19 protein-coding genes, 1 other RNA gene and 2 pseudogenes are annotated in these 21725 nt (G+C 37.9%); 8 read left to right on the top strand and 14 right to left on the bottom strand.

Features of this window, described 5'->3' with window-relative positions; all coding sequences use genetic code 11:
• Nucleotides 1-8 precede the first annotated feature (8 nt).
• From mutS to AM608_RS07745, 3 genes and pseudogenes are all read right to left on the bottom strand, one after another.
• Nucleotides 9-2591 carry a DNA mismatch repair protein MutS gene (mutS, locus tag AM608_RS07755; protein WP_053581328.1) on the bottom strand — a complete coding sequence of 861 codons (2583 nt, stop codon included), beginning with the start codon at nt 2589-2591 and terminating at the stop codon, nt 9-11.
• Between the two features lie 41 nt (nt 2592-2632).
• Nucleotides 2633-2954, bottom strand: a pseudogene (locus AM608_RS12785) (type II toxin-antitoxin system YafQ family toxin).
• Complete coding sequence (locus tag AM608_RS07745; RefSeq protein ID WP_002674416.1) at nt 2947-3222, bottom strand: hypothetical protein; 276 nt, start codon at nt 3220-3222, stop codon at nt 2947-2949. Before AM608_RS07745 ends, AM608_RS12785 begins: the two are co-directional and overlap by 8 nt.
• Before the next feature lie 611 nt (nt 3223-3833).
• On the opposite strand from AM608_RS07745, the gene AM608_RS07740 reads away from it, so the two are divergent.
• Complete coding sequence (locus AM608_RS07740; protein ID WP_053581327.1) at nt 3834-5966, top strand: family 65 glycosyl hydrolase domain-containing protein; 2133 nt, start codon at nt 3834-3836, stop codon at nt 5964-5966.
• Here AM608_RS07740 and AM608_RS07735 read toward each other — a convergent pair.
• The gene (locus tag AM608_RS07735; protein WP_053581326.1) at nt 5959-6666 is read right to left on the bottom strand and encodes a WG repeat-containing protein; all 708 of its coding nucleotides are present in this window, start codon (nt 6664-6666) and stop codon (nt 5959-5961) included. The two genes, AM608_RS07740 and AM608_RS07735, sit on opposite strands and share 8 nt — an antisense overlap.
• A gap of 20 nt (nt 6667-6686) precedes the next feature.
• Nucleotides 6687-7478, bottom strand: a complete 792-nt coding sequence (locus tag AM608_RS07730; protein WP_053581325.1) for a hypothetical protein — start codon at nt 7476-7478, stop codon at nt 6687-6689.
• Between the two features lie 181 nt (nt 7479-7659).
• On the opposite strand from AM608_RS07730, the gene AM608_RS07725 reads away from it, so the two are divergent.
• The 3 genes from AM608_RS07725 (at nt 7660) to AM608_RS07715 (ending at nt 9811) form a co-directional block, all read left to right on the top strand.
• The gene (locus AM608_RS07725) at nt 7660-7992 is read left to right on the top strand and encodes a hypothetical protein (RefSeq protein WP_053581324.1); all 333 of its coding nucleotides are present in this window, start codon (nt 7660-7662) and stop codon (nt 7990-7992) included.
• A 115-nt stretch (nt 7993-8107) separates the two neighbouring features.
• Nucleotides 8108-8926 (top strand): class I SAM-dependent methyltransferase, encoded by an 819-nt coding sequence (locus tag AM608_RS07720; protein ID WP_053581323.1) that lies wholly within the window; start codon nt 8108-8110, stop codon nt 8924-8926.
• Nucleotides 8927-9298: 372 nt separating this feature from the next.
• The gene (locus AM608_RS07715) at nt 9299-9811 is read left to right on the top strand and encodes an OmpH family outer membrane protein (protein ID WP_048747861.1); all 513 of its coding nucleotides are present in this window, start codon (nt 9299-9301) and stop codon (nt 9809-9811) included.
• 117 nt (nt 9812-9928) lie between these two features.
• On the opposite strand, the gene AM608_RS07710 is transcribed toward AM608_RS07715, so the two are convergent.
• The 7 genes from AM608_RS07710 to AM608_RS07680 all read right to left on the bottom strand — a co-directional run bounded on the left by AM608_RS07710 (nt 9929) and on the right by AM608_RS07680 (nt 16924).
• Nucleotides 9929-10594 (bottom strand): LysE family translocator, encoded by a 666-nt coding sequence (locus AM608_RS07710; RefSeq protein WP_016478315.1) that lies wholly within the window; start codon nt 10592-10594, stop codon nt 9929-9931.
• Between the two features lie 122 nt (nt 10595-10716).
• Complete coding sequence (locus tag AM608_RS07705; RefSeq protein WP_053581322.1) at nt 10717-11280, bottom strand: hypothetical protein; 564 nt, start codon at nt 11278-11280, stop codon at nt 10717-10719.
• A 346-nt stretch (nt 11281-11626) separates the two neighbouring features.
• Entirely contained in the window at nt 11627-12616 is a 990-nt protein-coding gene (locus AM608_RS07700; RefSeq protein ID WP_253273457.1) for a hypothetical protein, read from the bottom strand.
• A gap of 147 nt (nt 12617-12763) precedes the next feature.
• Nucleotides 12764-14992, bottom strand: coding sequence for a ribonuclease R (rnr, locus tag AM608_RS07695; protein ID WP_053581321.1), 2229 nt, complete (start codon nt 14990-14992; stop codon nt 12764-12766).
• A gap of 531 nt (nt 14993-15523) precedes the next feature.
• On the bottom strand, nt 15524-15718 hold the full coding sequence (gene rpsU / locus AM608_RS07690; RefSeq protein ID WP_002674401.1) for a 30S ribosomal protein S21: 195 nt from the start codon (nt 15716-15718) through the stop codon (nt 15524-15526).
• A 101-nt stretch (nt 15719-15819) separates the two neighbouring features.
• Nucleotides 15820-16392, bottom strand: coding sequence for a TatD family hydrolase (locus AM608_RS07685; protein WP_053581320.1), 573 nt, complete (start codon nt 16390-16392; stop codon nt 15820-15822).
• Between the two features lie 55 nt (nt 16393-16447).
• A complete protein-coding gene (locus AM608_RS07680; RefSeq protein ID WP_053581319.1) occupies nt 16448-16924 on the bottom strand; it encodes a CAP domain-containing protein in 477 nt (158 codons plus the stop codon).
• Nucleotides 16925-17084: 160 nt separating this feature from the next.
• Here AM608_RS07680 and ffs point away from each other — a divergent pair.
• An RNA gene (gene ffs, locus AM608_RS11715) (signal recognition particle sRNA small type) lies at nt 17085-17183 on the top strand.
• A gap of 26 nt (nt 17184-17209) precedes the next feature.
• Here ffs and AM608_RS07675 read toward each other — a convergent pair.
• Nucleotides 17210-17935, bottom strand: a complete 726-nt coding sequence (locus tag AM608_RS07675) for a molecular chaperone DjiA (RefSeq protein WP_053581318.1) — start codon at nt 17933-17935, stop codon at nt 17210-17212.
• 75 nt (nt 17936-18010) lie between these two features.
• Nucleotides 18011-18871, bottom strand: coding sequence for a hypothetical protein (locus AM608_RS07670; RefSeq protein ID WP_053581317.1), 861 nt, complete (start codon nt 18869-18871; stop codon nt 18011-18013).
• 640 nt (nt 18872-19511) lie between these two features.
• Here AM608_RS07670 and AM608_RS07665 point away from each other — a divergent pair.
• The 3 genes and pseudogenes from AM608_RS07665 to AM608_RS07655 all read left to right on the top strand — a co-directional run bounded on the left by AM608_RS07665 (nt 19512) and on the right by AM608_RS07655 (nt 21724).
• Nucleotides 19512-20801: a peptidoglycan DD-metalloendopeptidase family protein gene (locus tag AM608_RS07665; protein ID WP_053581316.1), complete on the top strand. Its 1290-nt coding sequence runs from the start codon at nt 19512-19514 to the stop codon at nt 20799-20801.
• Between the two features lie 47 nt (nt 20802-20848).
• Nucleotides 20849-21296: pseudogene (locus AM608_RS07660) on the top strand (hypothetical protein).
• 161 nt (nt 21297-21457) lie between these two features.
• The gene (locus tag AM608_RS07655) at nt 21458-21724 is read left to right on the top strand and encodes a hypothetical protein (RefSeq protein ID WP_053581315.1); all 267 of its coding nucleotides are present in this window, start codon (nt 21458-21460) and stop codon (nt 21722-21724) included.
• The last annotated feature ends 1 nt before the right edge of the window (nt 21725 follow it).

The raw sequence follows: 21725 nt of genomic DNA, 5'->3' as shown, positions 1-21725 counted from the left end.
TTTGCTAATTAGCTAATTTTTTTTCTCATTTCGTTGAGTTTCATCAGTGCCTCTACGGGGGTGAGGGTGTTGATGTCGAGACTGAGTAAATCTTCTTTTAGGGCTTCTAAGAGTGGATCGTTCATATCAAAGAAGCTCAATTGCATTTCTTTTTGGGCGTTTTTAACCACTTCGGCAGTGGGTACTACATTATGACTCTCCTCGAGCTTTTTAAGCATTTTATTCGCCTTCTGAATGACATATTGAGGCATTCCCGCCATCTTCGCTACGTGTATGCCAAAACTGTGCGCTGAACCACCCTCGGTGAGTTTGCGCAAGAAAAGTACGCTGTCTTTGGTTTCTTTTACCGATACATTGTAATTCTTGATGCGCTCGAACTGCTCACTCATCTCGTTAAGTTCGTGATAGTGGGTAGCAAAAAGGGTTTTGGCTTTGCTGGGGTGCTCGTGCAAATATTCGGCGATTGCCCACGCTATGGAAATACCATCGTAGGTGCTGGTACCACGCCCGATTTCGTCCAAGAGCACCAAACTTCTATCGGAGATATTGTTCAAAATAAGGGCTGCCTCATTCATCTCGACCATAAAAGTAGATTCACCCATAGAAATGTTATCGCTTGCTCCTACGCGGGTGAATATCTTATCGACGATACCTAATTGAGCGCTGGCAGCAGGTACAAAACTACCTATCTGTGCCAAGAGGACTATCAGGGCAGTTTGTCGCAGGATAGCCGATTTACCCGACATATTAGGTCCGGTAATCATTATGATTTGCTGGCGTTCGCGGTCTAAATACACATCATTAGCAATGTAGGGTGTACCAACGGGTAGTTGCTTCTCAATCACAGGGTGGCGACCGTCTTTAATCTCAATAGCATACCCCTCGTTCATCTCGGGACGGTGATAGTTGTTTTCCATCGCCAAAGTAGCAAAACCACAGAGGCAATCCAGCTGACCGATAAGCGTGGCGTTCGTTTGTACCTGACCGATATATTCACTGATAAAAGCAATCAGTTCGGCATATAGCGATTGTTCTAACTGAGCGATTTTTTCTTCAGCACCTAATATTTTAGCTTCGTATTCTTTGAGTTCTCCGGTGATATAACGCTCGGCATTCACAAGGGTTTGCTTGCGTATCCAATCCGCGGGGACTTTATCTTTATGTGTGTTACGCACTTCGATATAGTAGCCAAACACGTTGTTGCTATCTATTTTCAGAGAAGGAATACCTGTGCGTTGGCTTTCGCGCAAGAGCAAATCGTCTAAATAACTTTTACCCGAATGCGAGAGTCCGCGTAGTTCGTCCAATTCTGCCGAAAAACCTTTGGCGATAGCATTGCCTTTGGCTATGTTCACAGGGGCATCTTCATTGAGTGTTTCGGCGATGCGCGCACAGAGTTGTTCGCAACTGTGGAGTTTGTCGCCCAAAAGGGTAAGCGATTCATTGGCAGAAGCCAAACACAACTGTTTTATCAGGGGGATATGTTCCAAGGAAGCGCGCAATTGCACTACCTCCCGCGGATTGATTTTCAGGGTAGCGACTTTAGAAATCAGTCGTTCGATGTCGCCCATACGGCTGAGGGCTGTTTTCACCTGCTCTAATACATCGATGTGTTTCAAAAAGTAATCGACCACCTCGTGACGCTGACGGATTTTGTCTAACTTCTTCAGTGGTAACGCCAACCAGCGTTTGAGTGTACGACTGCCCATAGGCGATAGCGTTTTATCAATCACATCGAGCAAACTCACCGAGGGGGTGGTATTGCCCGCATAGAGTTCCAAATTGCGAATGGTGAACTTGTCGAGCCATACGTAAGCCTCTTCGGCGATGCGCTGAATGGCAGTAATGTGTTGGAGTTGGTGGTGTTGGGTTTCGGATAAGTAGTAGAGAATAGCCCCTGCGGTAAGAATCGCTTCGGTGAGTTCGTCTACACCAAAGCCTTTGAGAGAGTTGGTTTGAAAGTGTTTGGTGAGTACCTGCTGGGCATAATCGTCTTTAAAGACCCAATCTTCCAAGTAGAAACAGTGGAAGTCGTCGCCAAAATGCTCAGCAAATTCCTTTTTTTGGTGTTTAGCAACGAGCAGTTCGCTGGGGCGGAAGTTCTGTAAGAGCTTATCGATATAGGTTTTATCGCCTTGTGCTACCAAGAACTCACCGGTAGAAACATCGAGAAAAGCTGCACCGCAGCCTTGTTTGCCCAACCATACCGAGGCTAAGAAGTTGTTGCTCTTGCTTTGCAATATATCGTCGTTGAGGGCAACTCCTGGGGTAACGAGTTCGGTAACACCTCGCTTTACGATGCCTTTCACAAGTTTAGGGTCTTCGAGCTGGTCGCATATTGCCACGCGGTAGCCCGCTTTTACGAGCTTGGGAAGATAGGTATTGATAGAATGGTAAGGAAAACCCGCTAATTCACTGCGCTCGGTGCCGTTGTTGCGGTTGGTGAGCACAATGTCGAGGGTATGAGCGGCTTTTACGGCATCTTCACCGAAGGTTTCGTAGAAATCGCCTACCCTAAACAGCAGTAAAGCATCAGGATATTTGCTTTTTATCTGATTGTACTGCTTCATCAAGGGGGTTTCTTTTGCCATATTTTTTAGTGAAAAAGTGAAAAGTTTATGAGGAATATTTATTATTTCTTATTTTTATAAAAAAGCTCTGAATGACTACCTATTCTATCTAACATAATTGTTTTTTCAGTATCATCTTGTTCCCAAATAAGTAGTAAGTCAGGTTCTATATGACATTCCATACAACCTTTATAATTTCCTGTTAAAAGATGAGGTTTTTTATCCATTGGGATACCTTCAGAACCTTTTTCTATCAAAATATTAATTATTTCTATAATTTTTGATAGCTTAATAGGTTAGTTTTTTATATTTTTTTAGCTCCTTTTTAAAGGTCGTAGCATAAACAATACGATACAAATCTTTATTTTCTTTTGTGTCATTCATCTTCTTCAGATAAGATATCGTTAATCAATTCTTGAGCATTTGTATAACCTTTTACGAGTCCCTTTTTATATTTAGCGAGTTCTGTTCTTCCTTCCTCAATAGCTTTTATAGTTTCTTTATTAGGAATATATTCCTCTACAGGTTCCGCTACTATAGTAGGTTCTACTATCACATTATATTTCTTGAAAAGAGATTCAAACATAGGCACGTCTCCCTCAGGGATACTCACATTGTAATTGACCATTTTATTGTAATTTACAGTTCTCATATTCTATTTTTTTTTGCAAAGATAATAATAATTTGCTAATCTGCTAACTTTACATTTGTCTATTCTATAGCGGCAGTGGAGTTATACTTTTGGATAAGAGTGATAAAAATCGTTTTTTGATAGGTCAGACTTGTTGAACAAATCGGATAGGTTAGAGAGAGCGGAAGGAAACGGAGAAATTCAAAAGAAGGGAAGTAGGGTTTTTTATGAAAAAAGGGTGTAAGGAGGGTGGGGTTAGCTTATAGAGAGCTTATAGGAAGCTTATACGAATCTTGGACGATTGGTATAGAAAGGGTATATAAATGGTTGACTCATAGTATAATACAGCGATTCAAAAAATGGTAAAAACAGGGTTTCGAGGCGAAAGAAAAGGGAAGAGGTGATAGTCCTTAGGCCATAGGCACTAGGGGGGAGTATGACGGAAAAGGGAGAGAATGACGAATGACGAATGACGAAAAAGAGGGAATGTGGCGACGGAAAGGGGAATTAATGATGGAAAAGTGTAATGGTAATCATTATTGGGTAGGGTATTTATGAGCTAATTTTACAAATTTGCTCGTTTGCTAATTATCTTCTACCTTTGCACTTTAAACTTGTGAAGACTAATTGCTATGAACACGTGGAACATCATCGTAGAGGGCTTTAATAAAGCTGAGGTTACCAAACACGAAAGTATTTTCAGCCTTGGAAATGGGGCTATGGGAATGCGGGCTAACTTTGAAGAGGACTATACGGGCGATACACTTCAAGGGAGCTACATCGGTGGGGTGTATTACCCCGATAAAACCCGAGTGGGTTGGTGGAAAAACGGCTACCCTGAGTACTTTGCCAAAGTACTCAATGCGCCCAGCTGGATAGGACTGCACATCAAAATAGACGGGGAACTATTAGACTTAAACACTTGTTTGGAGGTAAAAAACTTCCACCAACAACTGAATATGAAAGAGGGTTGGTACGAGCGAAGTTTTACGGCTACACTTCGTAACGGTGTGGAAATTGCTGTAAAAGTGGTGCGTTTACTCTCGTTGCGTTATGATGAAATAGGAGCTTTACGTTATGAGATTAGTCCTCTTAATGCTGATACTTCCATAGAAATAGAAAGTTACTTAGACAGTGGTATTAAGAATAATGATGCTAACTGGGACGAGCATTTTTGGAATACTTTGGAAATTTATTCGGAAAACAACTGCGCTACTATACTTGCTGAAACTAAAAAGACAGCCTTTAAAGTGCAAACCTTTATGGAAAATCATCTTTTTATAGAAGGAAAAGAACTGAATATCAGTGGAAAAGAAAATAGAAAGGAGAACTATATAGGGTTGCAGTATGAAGTAACTGTTAAGCAAAACCAAACCTTTCGTATTGAAAAATATGGTGGCTATACACCTTTGACAAAGTCTAAAACTTTGTCAAAGGTGCGAGACACACAGGCATTAACATTTGAGGAGTTATTGGAGATGCAGAAAGAAGATTGGGCGGCGATATGGGAGACATCGGATATTGTGATTGAAGGTGATGAGAAAGCGCAACAAGGTATCCGGTTTAATATCTTTCAGCTCAACCAAACGTATCAGGGCAAGTATGCCCATTTGAACATAGGACCTAAGGGTTTTACGGGGGAAAAGTACGGTGGTAGTACCTATTGGGATACTGAGGCTTATTGCCTGCCTTTTTATATGGCTACCAAAGGCGCGGAAGTAGCTCGCAATCTGCTGTTGTATCGCTATAAACAGTTGCCACAAGCTATTGAAAACGCCCAAAAACTTGGTTTTACTGACGGGGCTGCACTCTACCCTATGGTAACGATGAACGGTGAAGAGTGCCATAATGAATGGGAAATTACCTTTGAAGAAATACACCGCAACGGGGCGATTGCTTTTGCGATTTATAACTATACCCGTTATACGGGCGATGAGTCGTACCTGAAAGAATATGGAATGGAAGTGCTTATTGCTATTGCACGTTTTTGGGCACAGAGAGTTAATTTTTCAGAAGAAAAGAAACAGTACGTAATCTTAGGGGTGACAGGACCTAATGAGTACGAAAACAATGTGAACAATAATTTCTATACGAACTATCTTGCCTCTTGGTGTTTGAGTTATGCAGCGACTATGGCACTGAAATACAAGAGAGAAAAGCAATGGGTGACTATTAAAGAATTGAAGGAGTGGAGTGATATTGTGGAACATATGTACTTGCCTTATAGCGAAAAGTATGATGTATACTTGCAACAAGACGGTTTTTTAGATAAAGACTTGAAGCCTGTAAGTGCGATTCCTACTGGGGAGCGCCCGCTCAACCAACATTGGTCGTGGGATAGAATATTGCGTTCGCCTTATATCAAACAGGCAGATACGTTACAGGGGTTTTATTTCTTTGAAGAGCGATTTACCAAAGAACAACTCCAAAAGCACTATGAGTTTTATGAGCCTTTCACCGTACACGAGTCGTCACTTTCACCTTGTGTGCATAGTGTCCTCGCATCAGCCTTAGGGAAGACAGAGGAAGCCTACGCGTTCTACCTGCGTACAGCTCGGCTTGATTTGGACGACTACAACAAGGAGGTACACGAAGGGTTACACATCACCTCGATGGCAGGCACGTGGCTCAGCATTGTAGAGGGCTTTGCTGGTATGCGTGTAAAGAACGGTGCACTAACGTTTATGCCTCGCTTGCCTAAACAATGGAAGCGTTTATCGTTTAAAGTGATATTTAGAGGAGAGGTAAAAGAAGTGATTATTTAAATGACAAAAGATTACCTTCTTTATCTATATTTACCTCTCTACCTTTCTTTATGAGGATATAGTAATAATCTTCCCATTCCTCATTGCTTTTAGTATAGGGTTCAGCCTGTTCATATTCAAAAGGAATGATTGTATTACCGAGATTATCAATCATTCCCCACTTACCTTTATACTTCACCATTGCCTTTTTACTATCGTTGAAATCATCAGCGTCATCATATACAAAAGGCAATACTACTTTACCTTTAGTATTTAAATAGCCATACTTATTACCTTGTTTAGCGCGAGCCAGACCACCGAAAAAGAGGTCTATTTCGTCATACCAAGGGGTGAGTGTTTCGTTATTAGTACTAAGAAGTTTCTTCTTATCATTGAGTTGTACAATAAAAACACCTTCGGAATACGAAATAAAGTTATACTCAGCAGGAATGAGTTCTTCACCCGAAGGGCGTATCACCCCATATAAATTATTAATAGTAACATCATAAAAAGGTATTTCGGCAGAAGGGTAGATGTTGATATAATCATACTTCAAAGGTGCTACGACGGTACCTTCGGCATTTACGAGTCCGTATTTATTATCTTTTCTTACCATTGAAATTCCGTTTTGAGACGGATATACCTCATCGTATTTTCTGCGCCAATCGGTATTACAAGCCGTACAGAACAAAGCTAAAGTAATAATAAATAGTCTTTTCATAAGTATATGTATTTTTAATATTAGTATTTTATTTCTCTTTCTGTAAATCCTACGATATATCCATTGACGAATACAATGCGAGTAACCCAATTACCTTGCTTATCAAAAGTATGTTCAAACTTCTGGTTATTTACGCCGGTAGGAATACCTTTTTTATCATATGTATAATGCATTACATCGGGTTTGGTGTTTCCCTCAGCAATACTGCGTTCCACTACCCTACCCTCACGGTCGTAACGCACTGAGATGCGCATCTCGGTAGGCGGATTTCCTTCGGTTACCATTTTGAGCAAAGTGCGTTGGTTATTTTTATCAAACTCCTGGAATACCTTTGCTTTGCTATCGGGTGTTACTAAGAGACCTTCGGTAGGGTTACCGTTGGCGTCCCACTTATTAAAAGTATAGGTTTGTGTAGGCGAAGCGCTACCCTCCATCATTGTACGATAAGTTACTAAATGCCCTTGGTTATTATATTCATAGAGTCCTGTAGAACTCTGTATACCTCCGTGAGCCATTCTCAATATTTTCACTTGTAGAGGTTTTTGCTTAGCATTGTAAACATAGTCGTAACGCAAAGTAATACCACTGTATTTTTGTTCTAACTGCAAGGTGTTTCCTTCTTTATTAAATTCATAATAATTTTCGGTTGCAAGACGTTTTTGTTTAAGATTACCTTGAAAGACATCATAAGTACGTTCGACAAGAGCTTTTACTTTACCATTGAGTTCTTTCTCCAAACGTGTAGCTGGAGTATTGATAATTTGTGCCATTCCGATAAAAGGAAATAACAACAGGATTAAAAACTTTTTCATACTGATATATTATTATTTTACGCCGACAAAGGTAATAAATATTTTTAAATAAAGCTACATATTTAATTCATAAATGTTCCACGTGGAACATTTATGAATTGGCGATTGAGAATTGATAATTAAGAACTCATTTGTTTATCTGCTATTTTCTCACTACTTTTGCCGCATACTTTTTACTTATATGAATCGGTTTATAGTAAATAGATATTTAGTTCCTAAGGGTTTTAGTGGTATTACCCTCTACCCTTTTATATTTACTAATGACCCAAAACTATTGAAAGATGCACAATTCATCAACCACGAACGCATACATTTAGCTCAGCAACGAGAACTCTTGGTAATATTTTTCTATATATGGTATGCTGTAGATTTTATACTGAAATATATTAAGTATAAAGATAAGAAGAGAGCTTACCATAATATCATCTTTGAACGTGAAGCGTACGAGAATGATTACAACTTTGAATATTTGAAGAAGAGAAAAACGTTTGCTTTCTTACGAGGTAAAAGGTAATAAGTGAAAGACAAAAAGTAAGTATATAAGAAATGTTCCACGTGGAACATTTTCAATTGATAATTCATAATTGATAATTGACAAGTAGTAACTAACGACTAAACACTAACAACTAATGACAATTAAAGATTACAGCGTATCACAAGAGGATTTTACCCTCGTATATGATTCATTATTAAAACTTTACCGCACTACTCCCCTACCTAATAACCTTAAAAAATACTATGAGAGTGAGGATTATATTTCGCACACAGACAGTCGCAGAACACTATTTGATAAACTCTATCAATGGGTGAAAAATTATAACTTAAAGCACAAAATAAAACTCATCAAACAATACAAAAAAGGAAATGTTCGTCTGCTTGATATAGGTGCAGGTACAGGCGACTTTGTGCGTAGTGGTAAAGAGTATGCACATTGGGAGACTATGGGCATAGAACCCAGCGAGAAAGCACGTACCAAAGCAAAAGAAAAAGGAGTTTTGTTACAAGCTGATTTTAGTAACCTCCTCCCCCACTCTTTTGATGTGATTACTATGTGGCACGTATTGGAACACGTACCCGATGTAACACAAGAAATACAGCTCATCAGTAATTTACTGAAAGAAGATGGTTTAGCTGTTATAGCTGTACCTAATTATCGTTCGTGGGACGCACAGCACTATGGAGCCTACTGGGCAGCTTATGATGTACCCCGACACTTATGGCATTTTTCTAAGGATAGCATTGAACAACTTTTTGCCAAAGAAGGTTTTGAGTTGCTTGCCACCCACCCTATGCTTTTTGATGCCTTCTATGTGAGTATGCTTTCCGAGCAATATAAAACAGGAAAGAAACATTTTCTTAAAGGTTTCATCAACGGAGTCCGTTCAAATTATTATGGTTGGAGAAAAGGAGAATACTCATCGCAGATTTATGTTTTAGGCAAGAAATAAGAAGTAAGAGCTAAGAATTGTCTATTTTTTTATATTTCTGAAACTAAAAATAGTAAAAACTTAAAATAAGACGTTTTTATAAGACTTCTCAACTATTAACCTATACTTTATTACTTTTTAAAAAATAATACTTTAAACAAGCTGTAATAAAGTCAGTTTTGATAAAGTAGACTTATAGAAAAGTGTTTATAATATAAAATAAATTTATACAAGGTAAAAGAAGGTAGTAAAATGTTTCAGGTGAAACAAGGTGTAATGAATAGTGACAAAAGAGAGTATTTTCACTTTTTTAGTAACAAAATTAAAAAATATTTCTTTTACACGTAAAACTTTCTTACTTTTGCCACGTAATTCAAATTAAACATTATAAAAATGAAAAAACTCATCTTAACAGGCGTAGCACTGCTCGCCCTTACTGCTTGTACCGACAAGGTGGCGTTTGTAGATAACTCTAAACTTCTAAACGACTATCAAGAAAAAAAAGACATCGAGGCAAAACTAAAAGGACAAATTAGTGCCTACGAACGAAAACGCGACAGTATTTCAATGGCGTTCCAAACTGAAGCGCGTGCTTTCGACGCTCAGGCCAAAACTCTCCCTCAGAACGTAGCTCAGAAAAAATACAACGAACTGATGCAAAAAAGCCAAATATTGCAACAACATTTGCAACAAGAAGAACAAAAAATACAAATGGAAAGCCAAACTCAAATGGATTCTTTACTCAGCAAAGTGAAGAAAAATATTAAAGAGTACGGAAAACAAAAAGGTTACACCTTTATTCTTGGTGCTAATGACGGCGGCAGCGTGCTCTACGGTACTGAGAAAAAAGATATTACCAAAGAAGTTACTGAATACTTAAATAATCAGTACAAAGGTAAGAAGTAATAAGGCCACAGGCATTAGACCATAGGCAATAGAAAATAGACTTTGTCAAGAGGTAAAGACCCGTGTGGCTTACAACTTTTGACAAAGTTTTTTATACACTGCTTGTGCGAGTCGCACTTAATCAGTTAATTGTAATACGTTAGGAAAGAATGCTTGTAGTATTAAAAAAACTCCAAAGACTAACAATATAATGCTAATCGCGCGTTTGATTTTGTAGATATGAAAAGCAGTAAGTCGGTTTTTGAGTTTTTTAGCAATGAGAATTTTAAAAATATCTATTGCAAAGTATACTAGGATAATAGAAGTAAAAAACACCAATATCCTACTGGCATTCATATCAAGCTTAGGACCAAAAACAATAATAATTCCTAACCAAAAACCCAAAACGCCTATGTTGATGAAATTCAGTAGAAAACCTTTGATAAAGAGGGCTACATAGTTCACTTTTTCAGCTACTTGTAAATAGGCATTCTCTTTGTTATCTATTGTTTTCTTGAAGTCTTTTTTCAGTTTGATGAACGAGATGAGTCCGTAAGCTATCATTATGAGTCCACCGGCGAAGAAGAGCTTAGGGTCGTCCTTGATTTCGCGTAGCAAACTGCTGGTAGTGAAATAGACAATGAGAATGAAAACAGTATCTGCCAGTACTACTCCTGAATTGAAAGCAATAGCTGCCCTAAATCCTTTGGTAATGGCTGTTTCCAGCAATACAAAGAACACAGGACCTATGGTAAAAGCTAACAACAAGCCCAAAGGTAATGCAAGCAATACATCCGCAAACATCTATTTCTACCTAAAATTTGATTAACTGCACAAAAGTACTAAAAAACTGCTGAATTACAAAAAATAAGGGAGAAGTTTTTAGCACCTCTCCCCTACTCTATTGGTTTTGTGATAATTATTAACTATGGCTTAATAACCTCATTTATTTGTTTGAGAGTTTCTTCATCTTTCAAATCAACTAACATATGAAGGTCATCAGAAAGATAAAAAGTTTTTACATCAGGTACATAAACCATATAAGTCTTGCAAACAGTTCCACAGCCACCAGCTTCAGCACAGTCATAAAGCAACTGTCCACAACTATAATCTCCATTACAACCCTTTGTCCAATCTCCACCTTTAGCACCTGAACAAGCTACTGTATATTTATCTTTCTTGCGAGAAACTTTCTGGTCTTCATATCTACCAGCAACATCAAAACCTACACCCCAGCTTGATTCAGCAATGATACTTGACAAGAAAGTGATGGTATTGTCATCTTTGTTTAATTTGTATGAGATAAGTAATACTTTCTCATTTGGAACAAAGTCTACTGATTTTTCTGATACAGTTTCAAAGAACTCTTTATAAGTCATTGACTTATTTTGCAAATCTTGCAATGAATTTTGATTTTTATCCTTAGAGCAAGACACTAATACTACTGCAAAAAACAGTACAAACAACGAAAATTTTATTATTTCTTTCATACTAATTAAATTTAAAATTATTAATTTAATTTTCTTTGCACGTTCTTTTTTATGAAGACAGTAACCCGTAGCTCAGTTAAGGAATAATACTAATAGTTAGCCCATTCTATATAAATATACCTTCAATAAAATCATTTCATTTCTCCATCATACATACCATTATTAAAGATTAATGATACAAAGGTATAAAAATATTTTATAAAACAAAATAAAATAGATATTTGTTTTAAAAATAAATATAAAAAAAGTATTATAATCTAAAAAATAAAAAATAATAGAATATTATTCTATATCATATATTAGTAAAATTTTCTATATTTCTAAAAATCTAACTACCATAAAAGGTTTAGTTCTTCAGATGTTTTAACAGAACATACCGCATTGCGTCGTAGAAAAGAGCAGTGGATAGATGCCCTGTGTTCCAGATTTCCACTTTCAGATCTCCATAAGCGGGAGCGTGCTGGTGAAGTGGCAAAAACAAATCATATCGTGCCATCACTGGAAATACATTTGGGGATTGATTTTCTTGCCATTGGGCTGAGAAATTTAGGTGATGTGTAATGATTTTGTTTCGCTCGATTTCGCTTTCAGTAGCCTTTTTCTTTGGGAAAATAAAAAACTTTTCGTGTGCCACTGTTCCTACTATCGGCACATAGAAATCTGCCGAATTATATGCCACTCGATGCCTGTTTGCTATCACAGCCCCCAAGCTAAATCCGCCAATTTCGATAGTCTGTACTCCTTTTTGTCGTAAAGTGTGAATCAGCTTTTCGGTTAATTTCACACTTGTTGCCATCGTTGCCATAAAGGTCGATAGGTTCGCTGTGCCCTGTTTCAAAGCCCCTTTTTGCTTATGAAAAGGAGTTCGGACTACGATTAGGTTTATACCTAAATCGTTCAGTATCGCTTTTTTGAAAATCTTAGAAAAAATCCCGTAAAAAGGATATTCCGATGCTCCGTGATGAAAAATGAGTGTATTGGAAGTGTCTGAATCCCATTTGTATACTAAAAATGCGGGATCTAAGACACCTGCTTTGGTAGAAGCTTTTACCTCGTATAATCCTTCTTTGTTCCAATCGGGAATTTCTAAATTTATAGCTTCCAAGTGTTCTGTAAAATCGGCTGTTTCTACTCCGTTAGGAAAATAAACAGGTTCGGAATAAGCTACTTTGTCTACTAAAAAATTCAGATTAAAAGCAGGAATTTCTTTTTTAATCGCAGAATCTGATGCTTGTACGAATGTTTTATCTATTTTTTCGTAAGACGGATTCCGAAACAACCACAGAAGACCAATTGCTAAGAAAATAATAACTGACGATAAAAATAAATATATCATCTTTTTGATTTTCATTGTTTTCAAATTTGTATTCAACTTTGCCAAAGTGTGAAACTTTGGCAAAGTGTAGTGACGAGCCGTACGGGCAAGAAACTTTGGCAAAGTGTAGTGATGCAAAAGCAACTTTAACTGCTTGTCGTGCTACGACTAATCAATCAGTTCAAAGTCTAATTGCTTTTTCATTAGGTCGGTGTTTTTCACACGTATCATTACTTCATCACCAAGCTGATACATTTTGCCAGTGGCTTGCCCTACCAAGGCGTATTGTTGTTCGTCGAAAGTGTAATAATCATCTTTGATGTCGCGAGCACGTACCAATCCTTCGCATTTATTCACGGTAATTTCTACATAAATACCCCATTCGGTTACGCCCGAAATCACTCCTACAAACTGCTGATTCTTATGCGCTTCCATATATTTCACCTGCATATATTTGATAGAATCACGCTCGGCTGAGGCTGCTAAACTCTCCATTTGTGAGGAGTGTTTGCATTTGGTTTCATATTCGGCTTCAGGTTGTGAGGGGGCGTTATCTAAATAGAGTTGCAAAAGACGGTGTACCATCACATCGGGATAACGGCGTATAGGTGAGGTGAAATGGGTATAATAATCAAACGCTAAACCGTAGTGCCCTATGTTTTTAGTAGTATAAGTAGCCTTTGCCATTGAACGTATTGCCAAGGTATCGACTAAATTCTGTTCTTTTTTACCTTTTACTTCTTCTAAGAGATTATTAAGTGAATCAGTAGTGGTTTGGCGATTTTTCAAATCCAAACTATAGCCAAATCGTCCGATGACTGTGTTGAACTGTTGTAGTTTTTCGGCATCGGGTTCATCGTGTACGCGGTATACGAATGTCTTTTTCATTTTGGCTACATACTCAGCTACCTTTCTGTTAGCCAAGAGCATAAACTCTTCAATCAGTTTGTTGGCTTCCTTGCTTTCTTTGAAATATACTCCTGTAGGGTTGCCATTCTCATCGAGGTCGAATTTCACTTCTACTTTATCAAAAGTAATAGCTCCTAAACGCATACGCTTGCCGCGAAGTTTTTCGGCTAAAGTATTGAGTGTGAGAATAGCCTCTACCACATTGGCAGGGACAGCTCTATCGGTATCGGTAATGGAAGTTTCGGCAGAAATGGTGTACCCCTCCCCTACTTTGGCTTGTTCTATTACTGATTGTGCTTCTTCGTAAGCAAACCTAAATGACGAGTGTGTTACAGTGCGTCCTATCCAAATATCTACTACTTCGGCTTTCTTATTCATCTCAAACACTGCTGAAAAGGTGTATTTATCTTCATCGGGGCGGAGTGAACAAGCGAAGTTACAGAGGATTTCGGGTAACATTGGCACTACCCTATCTACCAAATATACTGAAGTAGCGCGGTTATAGGCTTCTTCATCTAATATAGTGCCTTCTTTCACGTAGTGTGATACATCGGCGATGTGTACCCCTATCTCGTAATTACCATTCTCTAACAATTTGAACGACAGTGCATCATCAAAGTCTTTTGCATCACGAGGGTCGATAGTAAAAGTGAGGGTTTCACGCATATCACGACGACGAGCAATCTCCTCATCAGTAATAGAAAAGTCTAACTTTTTAGCAAAAGCTTCTACCTCTTCTGGATAGGTATAAGGCAGACCGTATTCGGCTAAGATAGAGTGCATTTCAGTAGTTTGCTCTCCTGGTTTGCCGAGTATCTGTTCCACTACCCCCATAGGAGAATCGCTTTTGTCTTTCCAATCTTCAATGCGTACAATTACACGGTCGCCGTCCTGAGCACCATTGAGTTTGTCTTTCAACACAAAGAAATCGGTATACATACGAGCATCAGTAGGGACGACAAAGGCGAAGTTCTTGTGCATTTGCACAGTACCTACAAAGCGCACTTTGTTGCGTTCCAACACCTTGCTGATTTCTCCTTCCATCTTATTGCGATTTCTAAAACGAGGGAATACATACACTTCCACCAAATCACCGTGGAGGGCTTTGTTTAGAAAATTTTGTGCTACAAAAATGTCGTTGTCTAAACCATCAACTATTACATAACCATTACCGCGCGTACTCACATCAAGCGTACCCACATAATAGTGTTGCATAGGGATAGCTTGATACTTTCCACGGTCGATTTCTACAATGCGTTTTTTCTCTTTCAGTTGTACGAGTTGTTTCACCAGCATATCACGACGTGGTGCATCGGTAATGTGGAGTTTGGCAGCGATTTGCTTGTAGTTAAAGCTCTCTTCGGGGTGTTCTTGTAACACCGAGAAAATCGCTTTGATAAGCTCTTGCTTGTTGCGTTTAGCTAAGCTCTTATTCTTTTTAGGTTTTCCTGATTTGCCTTGCTTTTGAGTTTTATTTGTTTTTTTCATATTGCAAAAGTAAATATTTTTGAGTTATCAACAATCACCAAATTATAAATTGAAAAAGATTTCTTTCTAAAAAAAGAAGGGTTATTATTATGATGACGTTCATAAGAGGGATAAAATTAGGCTGAAAAACTTGCTTTTTTCAGTTTAAGGATATTATGATTAGTTATCAACAATAAAAAGTGATTTACGGTTTTTTAAATGAATATTTTAAGCAAAATTGTTGATAACTCTTTTTGATATTATGCACAACTTTTTGTTGAGAACTTTTCATTGGGCAGATTGTTCATAACTGACAAAAAGTAGTGGATATTTTATAAGAAATAAATTTGCTTTTTTCATCTTCATTTTTGTATACACAGAAAACATAAAAGAGCAAATATTTTAGTGTTTTTTCTTCCTCAAGTTATGCACAATTTAAGAATGGACAATGAACAATACCGATAAGGATAATGAACAACACTTAAATAAAAAAAGTAGGAACGAATATTATCCGTTCCTACTTTAAAAAAAATTGAATATCTCCACAATGAACTATACTTCTTCTTGATCTTTCAAGTGCTGAATGTATTGTGCTTTTTGGATTTCGGCTCTTCTACGTACAGAAGGTTTAGTGAAATGTTGTCTTTCACGTAGTTCACGTACTACACCTGTACGGTCGAATTTGCGTTTATAACGTTTTAAAGCTTTATCGATGCTTTCTCCGTCTTTTAAAGGAATTATTAACATAAAGATACACCCCCTTTCAATTTTCAGGGCGCAAAGATATGAAGTAATTAGCAAACGAGCAAATTTTTTAAGTAGAAAATTTTAGATTTAAGTTTCAGACCTTAGATAAGTCCGGCTTGTTCGACTTGTTTGATAACTAATGGTTGAATACTGTCATCACTTTCAAAAAACCGGTATTCAGGGAGAATTTTCTTAAAGACTTCTTGCAATTGATGAGAATAGAGTAGGGGAGTACCAAAAGAAATAGCAATGCCGTGAGCGATGAGCTCTTGTGCTACTTTTAGGTTTTTTCTGAAACCGTGTAATATCCATAACTGTTGTGAGCGGGTGCGCTTGCGGAGTTGTATTACTTCGGCATAAGCTTTCACACAGTGAATGATAAGTGGGAGCTCTAAACTTTCGGCTAATTCTATGTGTCTTAAAAAGATTTCTTGTTGTAAGGATAGGGGAGAGGTAACGTTCTTATCGAGACCACATTCACCTATAGCCCAACAGTTGGAGTGCTGGACTAAGGGTATAAGTGCATTCCACTGCGCCTCGAAATCGTTTAAAAACCAAGGGTGAATACCTACTGAGAAAGGTTCGCTGGTATCGGCGGTAAGTGGATACTGATTGCGAATCACCAAAGTATCGGAAGTTGAGTGCTGGGTATGCGAATGAACGTCGAGGTACATTTCTCAGGTAATAATAGGTAAAATCCGTTATTGCGGAGTATATCAGTAATAAGTATTATTTGGGTGCGGCAAAGAGTTGCGTCCAATATTTACCGCTACGAGCAACACCTACTTCGGTAACTTGGGCATTCATAATATTAGCGCAATGTCCTGGACTTTCGAGCCAACTTTTCATTGCTTCTTCTTCATTTTGTTGTCCCATAGCTACATTTTCAGTCCACGTAGCCCATTCATAACCAGCGTTAATAAGTCTCCCTCCAGGATCTTGTCCGTTTTTACTATGATGAGTTAATACGTTGCGTTTAAGCATATCGTCACTATGGGCTTTGGCTACTTTTTCTATTGTTTTATTCCACTTTACAGGAGGTACGGGTTTAAAATAATTACTACCACAATTGCAACCTTTTTGTCGTTGCTGATTGATAAGAGTGAGCATCTTTTCAGAGTTCAAACCTGTGGTCTCACTATCTTGTGATTTACTACATTGTAGTGATAGGAGCGCTAAGAATAAAAAGAATAGTTTTTTCATCATTGATATTTAATATTTTTCTTTGTTCTTTAACTGTTTTAACCAGATTTTGAAAGGTTGTTATACAACACTTTTGGTGCAAAGGTAATAAAAATAGAGCTACTAAGCAAGAAAAAAAATAGAAAAAATTTGCTATGTAATAAAAAAGTTGTACTTTTGTCGCCGGCAAGTCCTACACGACCAGCTCCTGAAAAATCCTCCAGGGTGGGAACACAGCAAAGGTATTCGGTTGTAGCGGTGCGATGTAGGTAGCTTGCCACTTTTTGTTTATAGGGGTAAGCTATTAGGTTAGTTCATTCCTCTTTGGCGTGCGATTTGTTCATAGGCTTGTTGTACTTGTTTGAACTTTTCTTCGGCGCCTTTTTTTATGGCTTCATCTTCAGTAATCACTCTATCGGGGTGATATTTTTTTGCCATATTTCTGTAAGCTTGTTTTACTTCGGCATCAGTAGCTTGGGGGCTTATACCTAAAATAGCATAAGCATTTTCATTGGGAGTTTGGGTATAGCTATTACTACCATAAGTGTTAGCAAACATTGCTTTGATGCTTATAAAATCACTTTTTTCTATCTGGAAGTAATAGGCTATTTGCTCTATTTGTTGTACTTCGTCTTGGCTTACTACTCCATCGGCTTGAGCAATACCAAAGAGAAAATAGAGGATTTGCAAGCGTGTTTCGTAGGTAGTACGCGCTCGTACGTACATTGCTACTCGGGGAGCTTCTATCTGGCGTCCTTTTATTAGTTCATTAAAACTGCGAAACACGGCATTGGCGCGTTCTTTACCATAAAGACGCACAAACTGCAAACGCACGAAATCTAATTCGGCTTGGGTAACACGTCCGTTGGCTTTGATAACTAAGCTACAAAGTGAGAGGAGATTCAGCTCGAATGTAGCGGGTGATATGTTTTGCTGAAATGGGTTGCGAAAGGACTGCTCGGTGGGTAGCTGTTGGGTGAGTTGTCTAAAAAGCCAAAAGAAAAAAAGAAATATAAGAATAGAGAATAAGCTCATACTATATAAATTTTAATAATGCCAATAATACCAAAAATGCCAATAATACTAATAATTAAATATGAAGCTAATTTACTAATAATATGTGATTTCTCTTTCTACGATATATACTAATTTGTCTTCCAAAAAACATTTCTTCTCTATCCAATTACCTTTTTCATCGTATTGATAAGAAAAGGTATAGTTTATTTTCTTTGCTTTATTATGGGTCTTCTTTTCGAAGATTAAGAGCATTTCAGTAGGAAAAGGCTCCTTTTTATAGGTATATACTGTTTCGAGGCTTTTATTCTTTTCGTTGGATTTGGTTATTTGGTGGGTAACGAATCCGTTTTTATTATACTTTGTCTTCTTGGTGTATTTTACTGATTTATCGGGATTGTAGACTTTGGTTTCGAGTTGGTTATTCCTCTTGTCGTACTTATATGAAGAGTAGTTTTTGATACTTTCATCGGTGTTGTAATAAGTAGCATAGGTAGGGTAACTGCGTTTGTTTGTATCACTTGAAAGTACTAAATATTCCTTACCTGTTTTAGGGAAGTAGACAGTTTTCTGCATTTTTTTCTCTTTATCGTCATAAGTAAGGGTGTACTCACGCAATAGAGTATCGGTTTCATCGTATACTTTTAAGTTTGTTTCTCGGTTATTATCGTCGTAAGTTACTTCTGTTTTAAGGTTGAACACATTTCGGTCGGCAAACATAATTTGTTGGACAACATATCCTTGTTCATTGGCTAAGAGAAACAGATTTTCATCGTAATAGAATTTCTTTACAGCTGTTTTTTGAATGCGGTGTTTTTTGTTTTCTTTTACTTGATAGGGGATAACGCGCACGGATTTTACGTTGCCTTTTAAAAAGAGTTCTTTGAGCAAAAATATGTTCTGCCCAAAGGTATTAGTGGCTGTTAGTAGGGCAATGAGAGTATAAATATATTTCATAATAATTTGTTTTATGGGGGCAAAGATAGGAGGTAATTAGCAAATGAGCAAATTTGGAAAATTAGAAAATTTGGAAATGAGAAAATGAGAAAATGAAGAAGAGTCTGGTTAGGAGCTCTCGGGGAGACTCGGGAAAGTGAGCCACACAAATAGTTTTTAAGAGAAATAGGGATAAGAATTTTCAAAAAGAAAAATTTACTATTGTATAGGTAGCTTGGACGAACCTTAAACGAACCTTGAACGAATGTTGGACGATAGATGGCGCTTTTTTGGGAGGAGGCATTTTGTAAAATGGAGTTTTGATGGAAAAATGTACTACTTGTGTTGCTTGTAGGGTAGGAAAATGTACTGAGTAGGGGAGAGGGCATTTGGGTATGGCTGGAATTTAAAAAATATAAGGCGAAGGGTAGCGGTAAAAGTGTTGAAAAAGAGGACATAGAAGCAGTTTGGGAAAGTTGAGGTATACAGCTTAATACATTAATTATGAATAAATTAAAGGAGTTATATGCAGTTTTTTTAGTTTTTTTATTTGCGTAGTTCATTTTTTATTTGCACCTTTGTAAGATTTTTTGATACACTTGCGCCTTAAATGGCTTGGTGTTTGTGAACTAAAAAATGTAAAAACAGAAACAGAAAACTTATGATGAAGAAAGTCCTTTATTTTTCATTTTTTGCACTTCAGCTTTCGGTATTCACGTCTTGTAATGATACCCCTAATGCTGAGAAGGCAACAGCTTCGGCTACTGTTGAGGCACCTAAACCTCCGGTGTATGAATTTGGTTTCAACCTGAACGATTACACGATAGTGAAAGATACGATTAAGCAAGGTGATACCTTTGGTAAACTATTAGAAGAGAACAATATAGGAGCGGTGGATATTCATAATATCACCCAAAAAACCAAAGGAGAGTTTAACCCTAAGAATATACGTACGGGTAAGGTTTACGCTTTTTTGTACGATAAAAAAGACCCCTCGAAACCCCATAGCTTTATCTATCAGCCGAACGTTACAGATTACGTAGTGGTGCGTCTTGGAGACTCGGTTCACGCTTACAAAGCGCAACGCAAAGTAACGATTGTGGAAAAGGCATTGGCAGGAAATATCAACAGCAATCTTACGGTTGATGCCCTTGCGGCGGGTATCAGTGCGAATGCTACTTACCAAATGGGACAGATTTTTGATTACACCATCGACTTTTTCCGCTTGCAAAAAGGTGATAATTTTAAGATTATTTATGAGGAACGTTATGTGGACGACACTATTTTTGCGGGAGTTGAGAAAGTGAAAGCGGCTTATTTTGAGTGGCAAGGGAAACCTTATTACGCTTTTAACTTCACTACCGATTCGGCAAAAGGCACAAATGGCTATTACGACGAAAAGGGGAATATGATGAAGCGAATGTTTTTGAAATCGCCTTTGGATATCTTCCGCATTACGTCTAAATTTGGAATGCGTTTTCACCCTGTGCTTCACCGTATGAAGGGACATTTTGGTACCGACTATGCAGCACCTACGGGTACGCCTATACGGGTGACGGCAGCAGGAACGGTGATTGAGGCGGGCTATGGTTCGGGTAATGGTAACTACGTGAAGGTGCGCCACAACAATATGTATACAACACAGTACTTGCATATGTCGAGAATATTGGCACGCAGAGGACAACAAGTATCGCAAGGACAGGTGATTGGACTTGTGGGAAGTACCGGCTTGGCAACAGGTCCTCACGTGTGCTATCGTTTCTGGAAGAATGGAAGACAAGTAGACCCACTCAGAGAGAAGTTACCAGAATCGGTGCCTATTGATGCGCGACTTAAAGCTAAATATTTGAAGGAGATTGCGCCACTAAAAGAACAGCTTGATGCGCTAAAAGCGACCCCTATTGAAATGGAAGAGGAGGTAACGAATGTACAAAAGCAAACGGTGTCGTAACAATGGTTAATGATTAGTGATTAATGGTTAATTAAACAGAAATACAAATGAAAAAGTTTATTTTTTATCTATTGGCTCTTGTGGGCTTTACCGCCTCAGCACAAGTATATGAATTTAAGGTAGTAACCGCTATTGAATCGGTGGTACCTTCGGGAGCAGGACGTTCGCGACTTATCTCGGCTAATGAAACACGCAATTATAAAGAATTTACCACTACGCGCTCGGAAGAAGGAGACGAACGCAACAAAAGCGACCGTGATGAGATTCGCGTAAAGGGCTTTGATGAGACCAAACTCCTCAACTTCTTTAATCTCGGGGGGATTCGTTTTCAGAACATCGCTGCCAACGATGCTCTTCACTTCTAAGTTGAACACTATGAGTGAAGAAGGATGGGAACTTGCTTTTGTTACCAGTGGAGTAGAGAGCAATGCAGGAAGCAATGATTCTACAGGTATTTTTATCACCCGTTTTGTGTTTAAAAGACTGAAAAAGTAAGTTTCATTAAGTAATTTGTCAATTAGCAAATTAGCTAAAGGTGAGGCGTCATTATTTTGTAGTTTTGCACTCTGAAACATAATCTAAAACAAATAGTGAAGTGAGTAAAAAAGAAAAATTAATTGACCGTATTCAAGAGCTACCAAAGGATTTTATAAAAGATGAAAACACTCAACTATAAAGGCTTTATAGGAAGCATCGAAAAAGAAGAAGATAATACTTTCTATGGAAAAGTATTAGGCTTAGATAAAGATACGCTCATCACCTATCAAGGAGACTGCTTAGAGGACTTAAAAAATGACTTTATGGAAGCAGTAGATGACTATATTGCTCATTGCAAGGAATATAATATTCCTTTACAAGACAAAAAGACTTCTACGCTAAACACTTTTGTAAGAGAAACTTTACAAAAGGCAGCTGTAATGTAAG

This window comes from Capnocytophaga sp. oral taxon 323, assembly GCF_001278825.1.
In the GTDB taxonomy this organism is placed as follows: domain Bacteria; phylum Bacteroidota; class Bacteroidia; order Flavobacteriales; family Flavobacteriaceae; genus Capnocytophaga; species Capnocytophaga ochracea.
The sequence above is the reverse complement of the archived record's forward strand: the minus strand, read 5'-3'. Positions and strand labels throughout refer to the sequence as shown.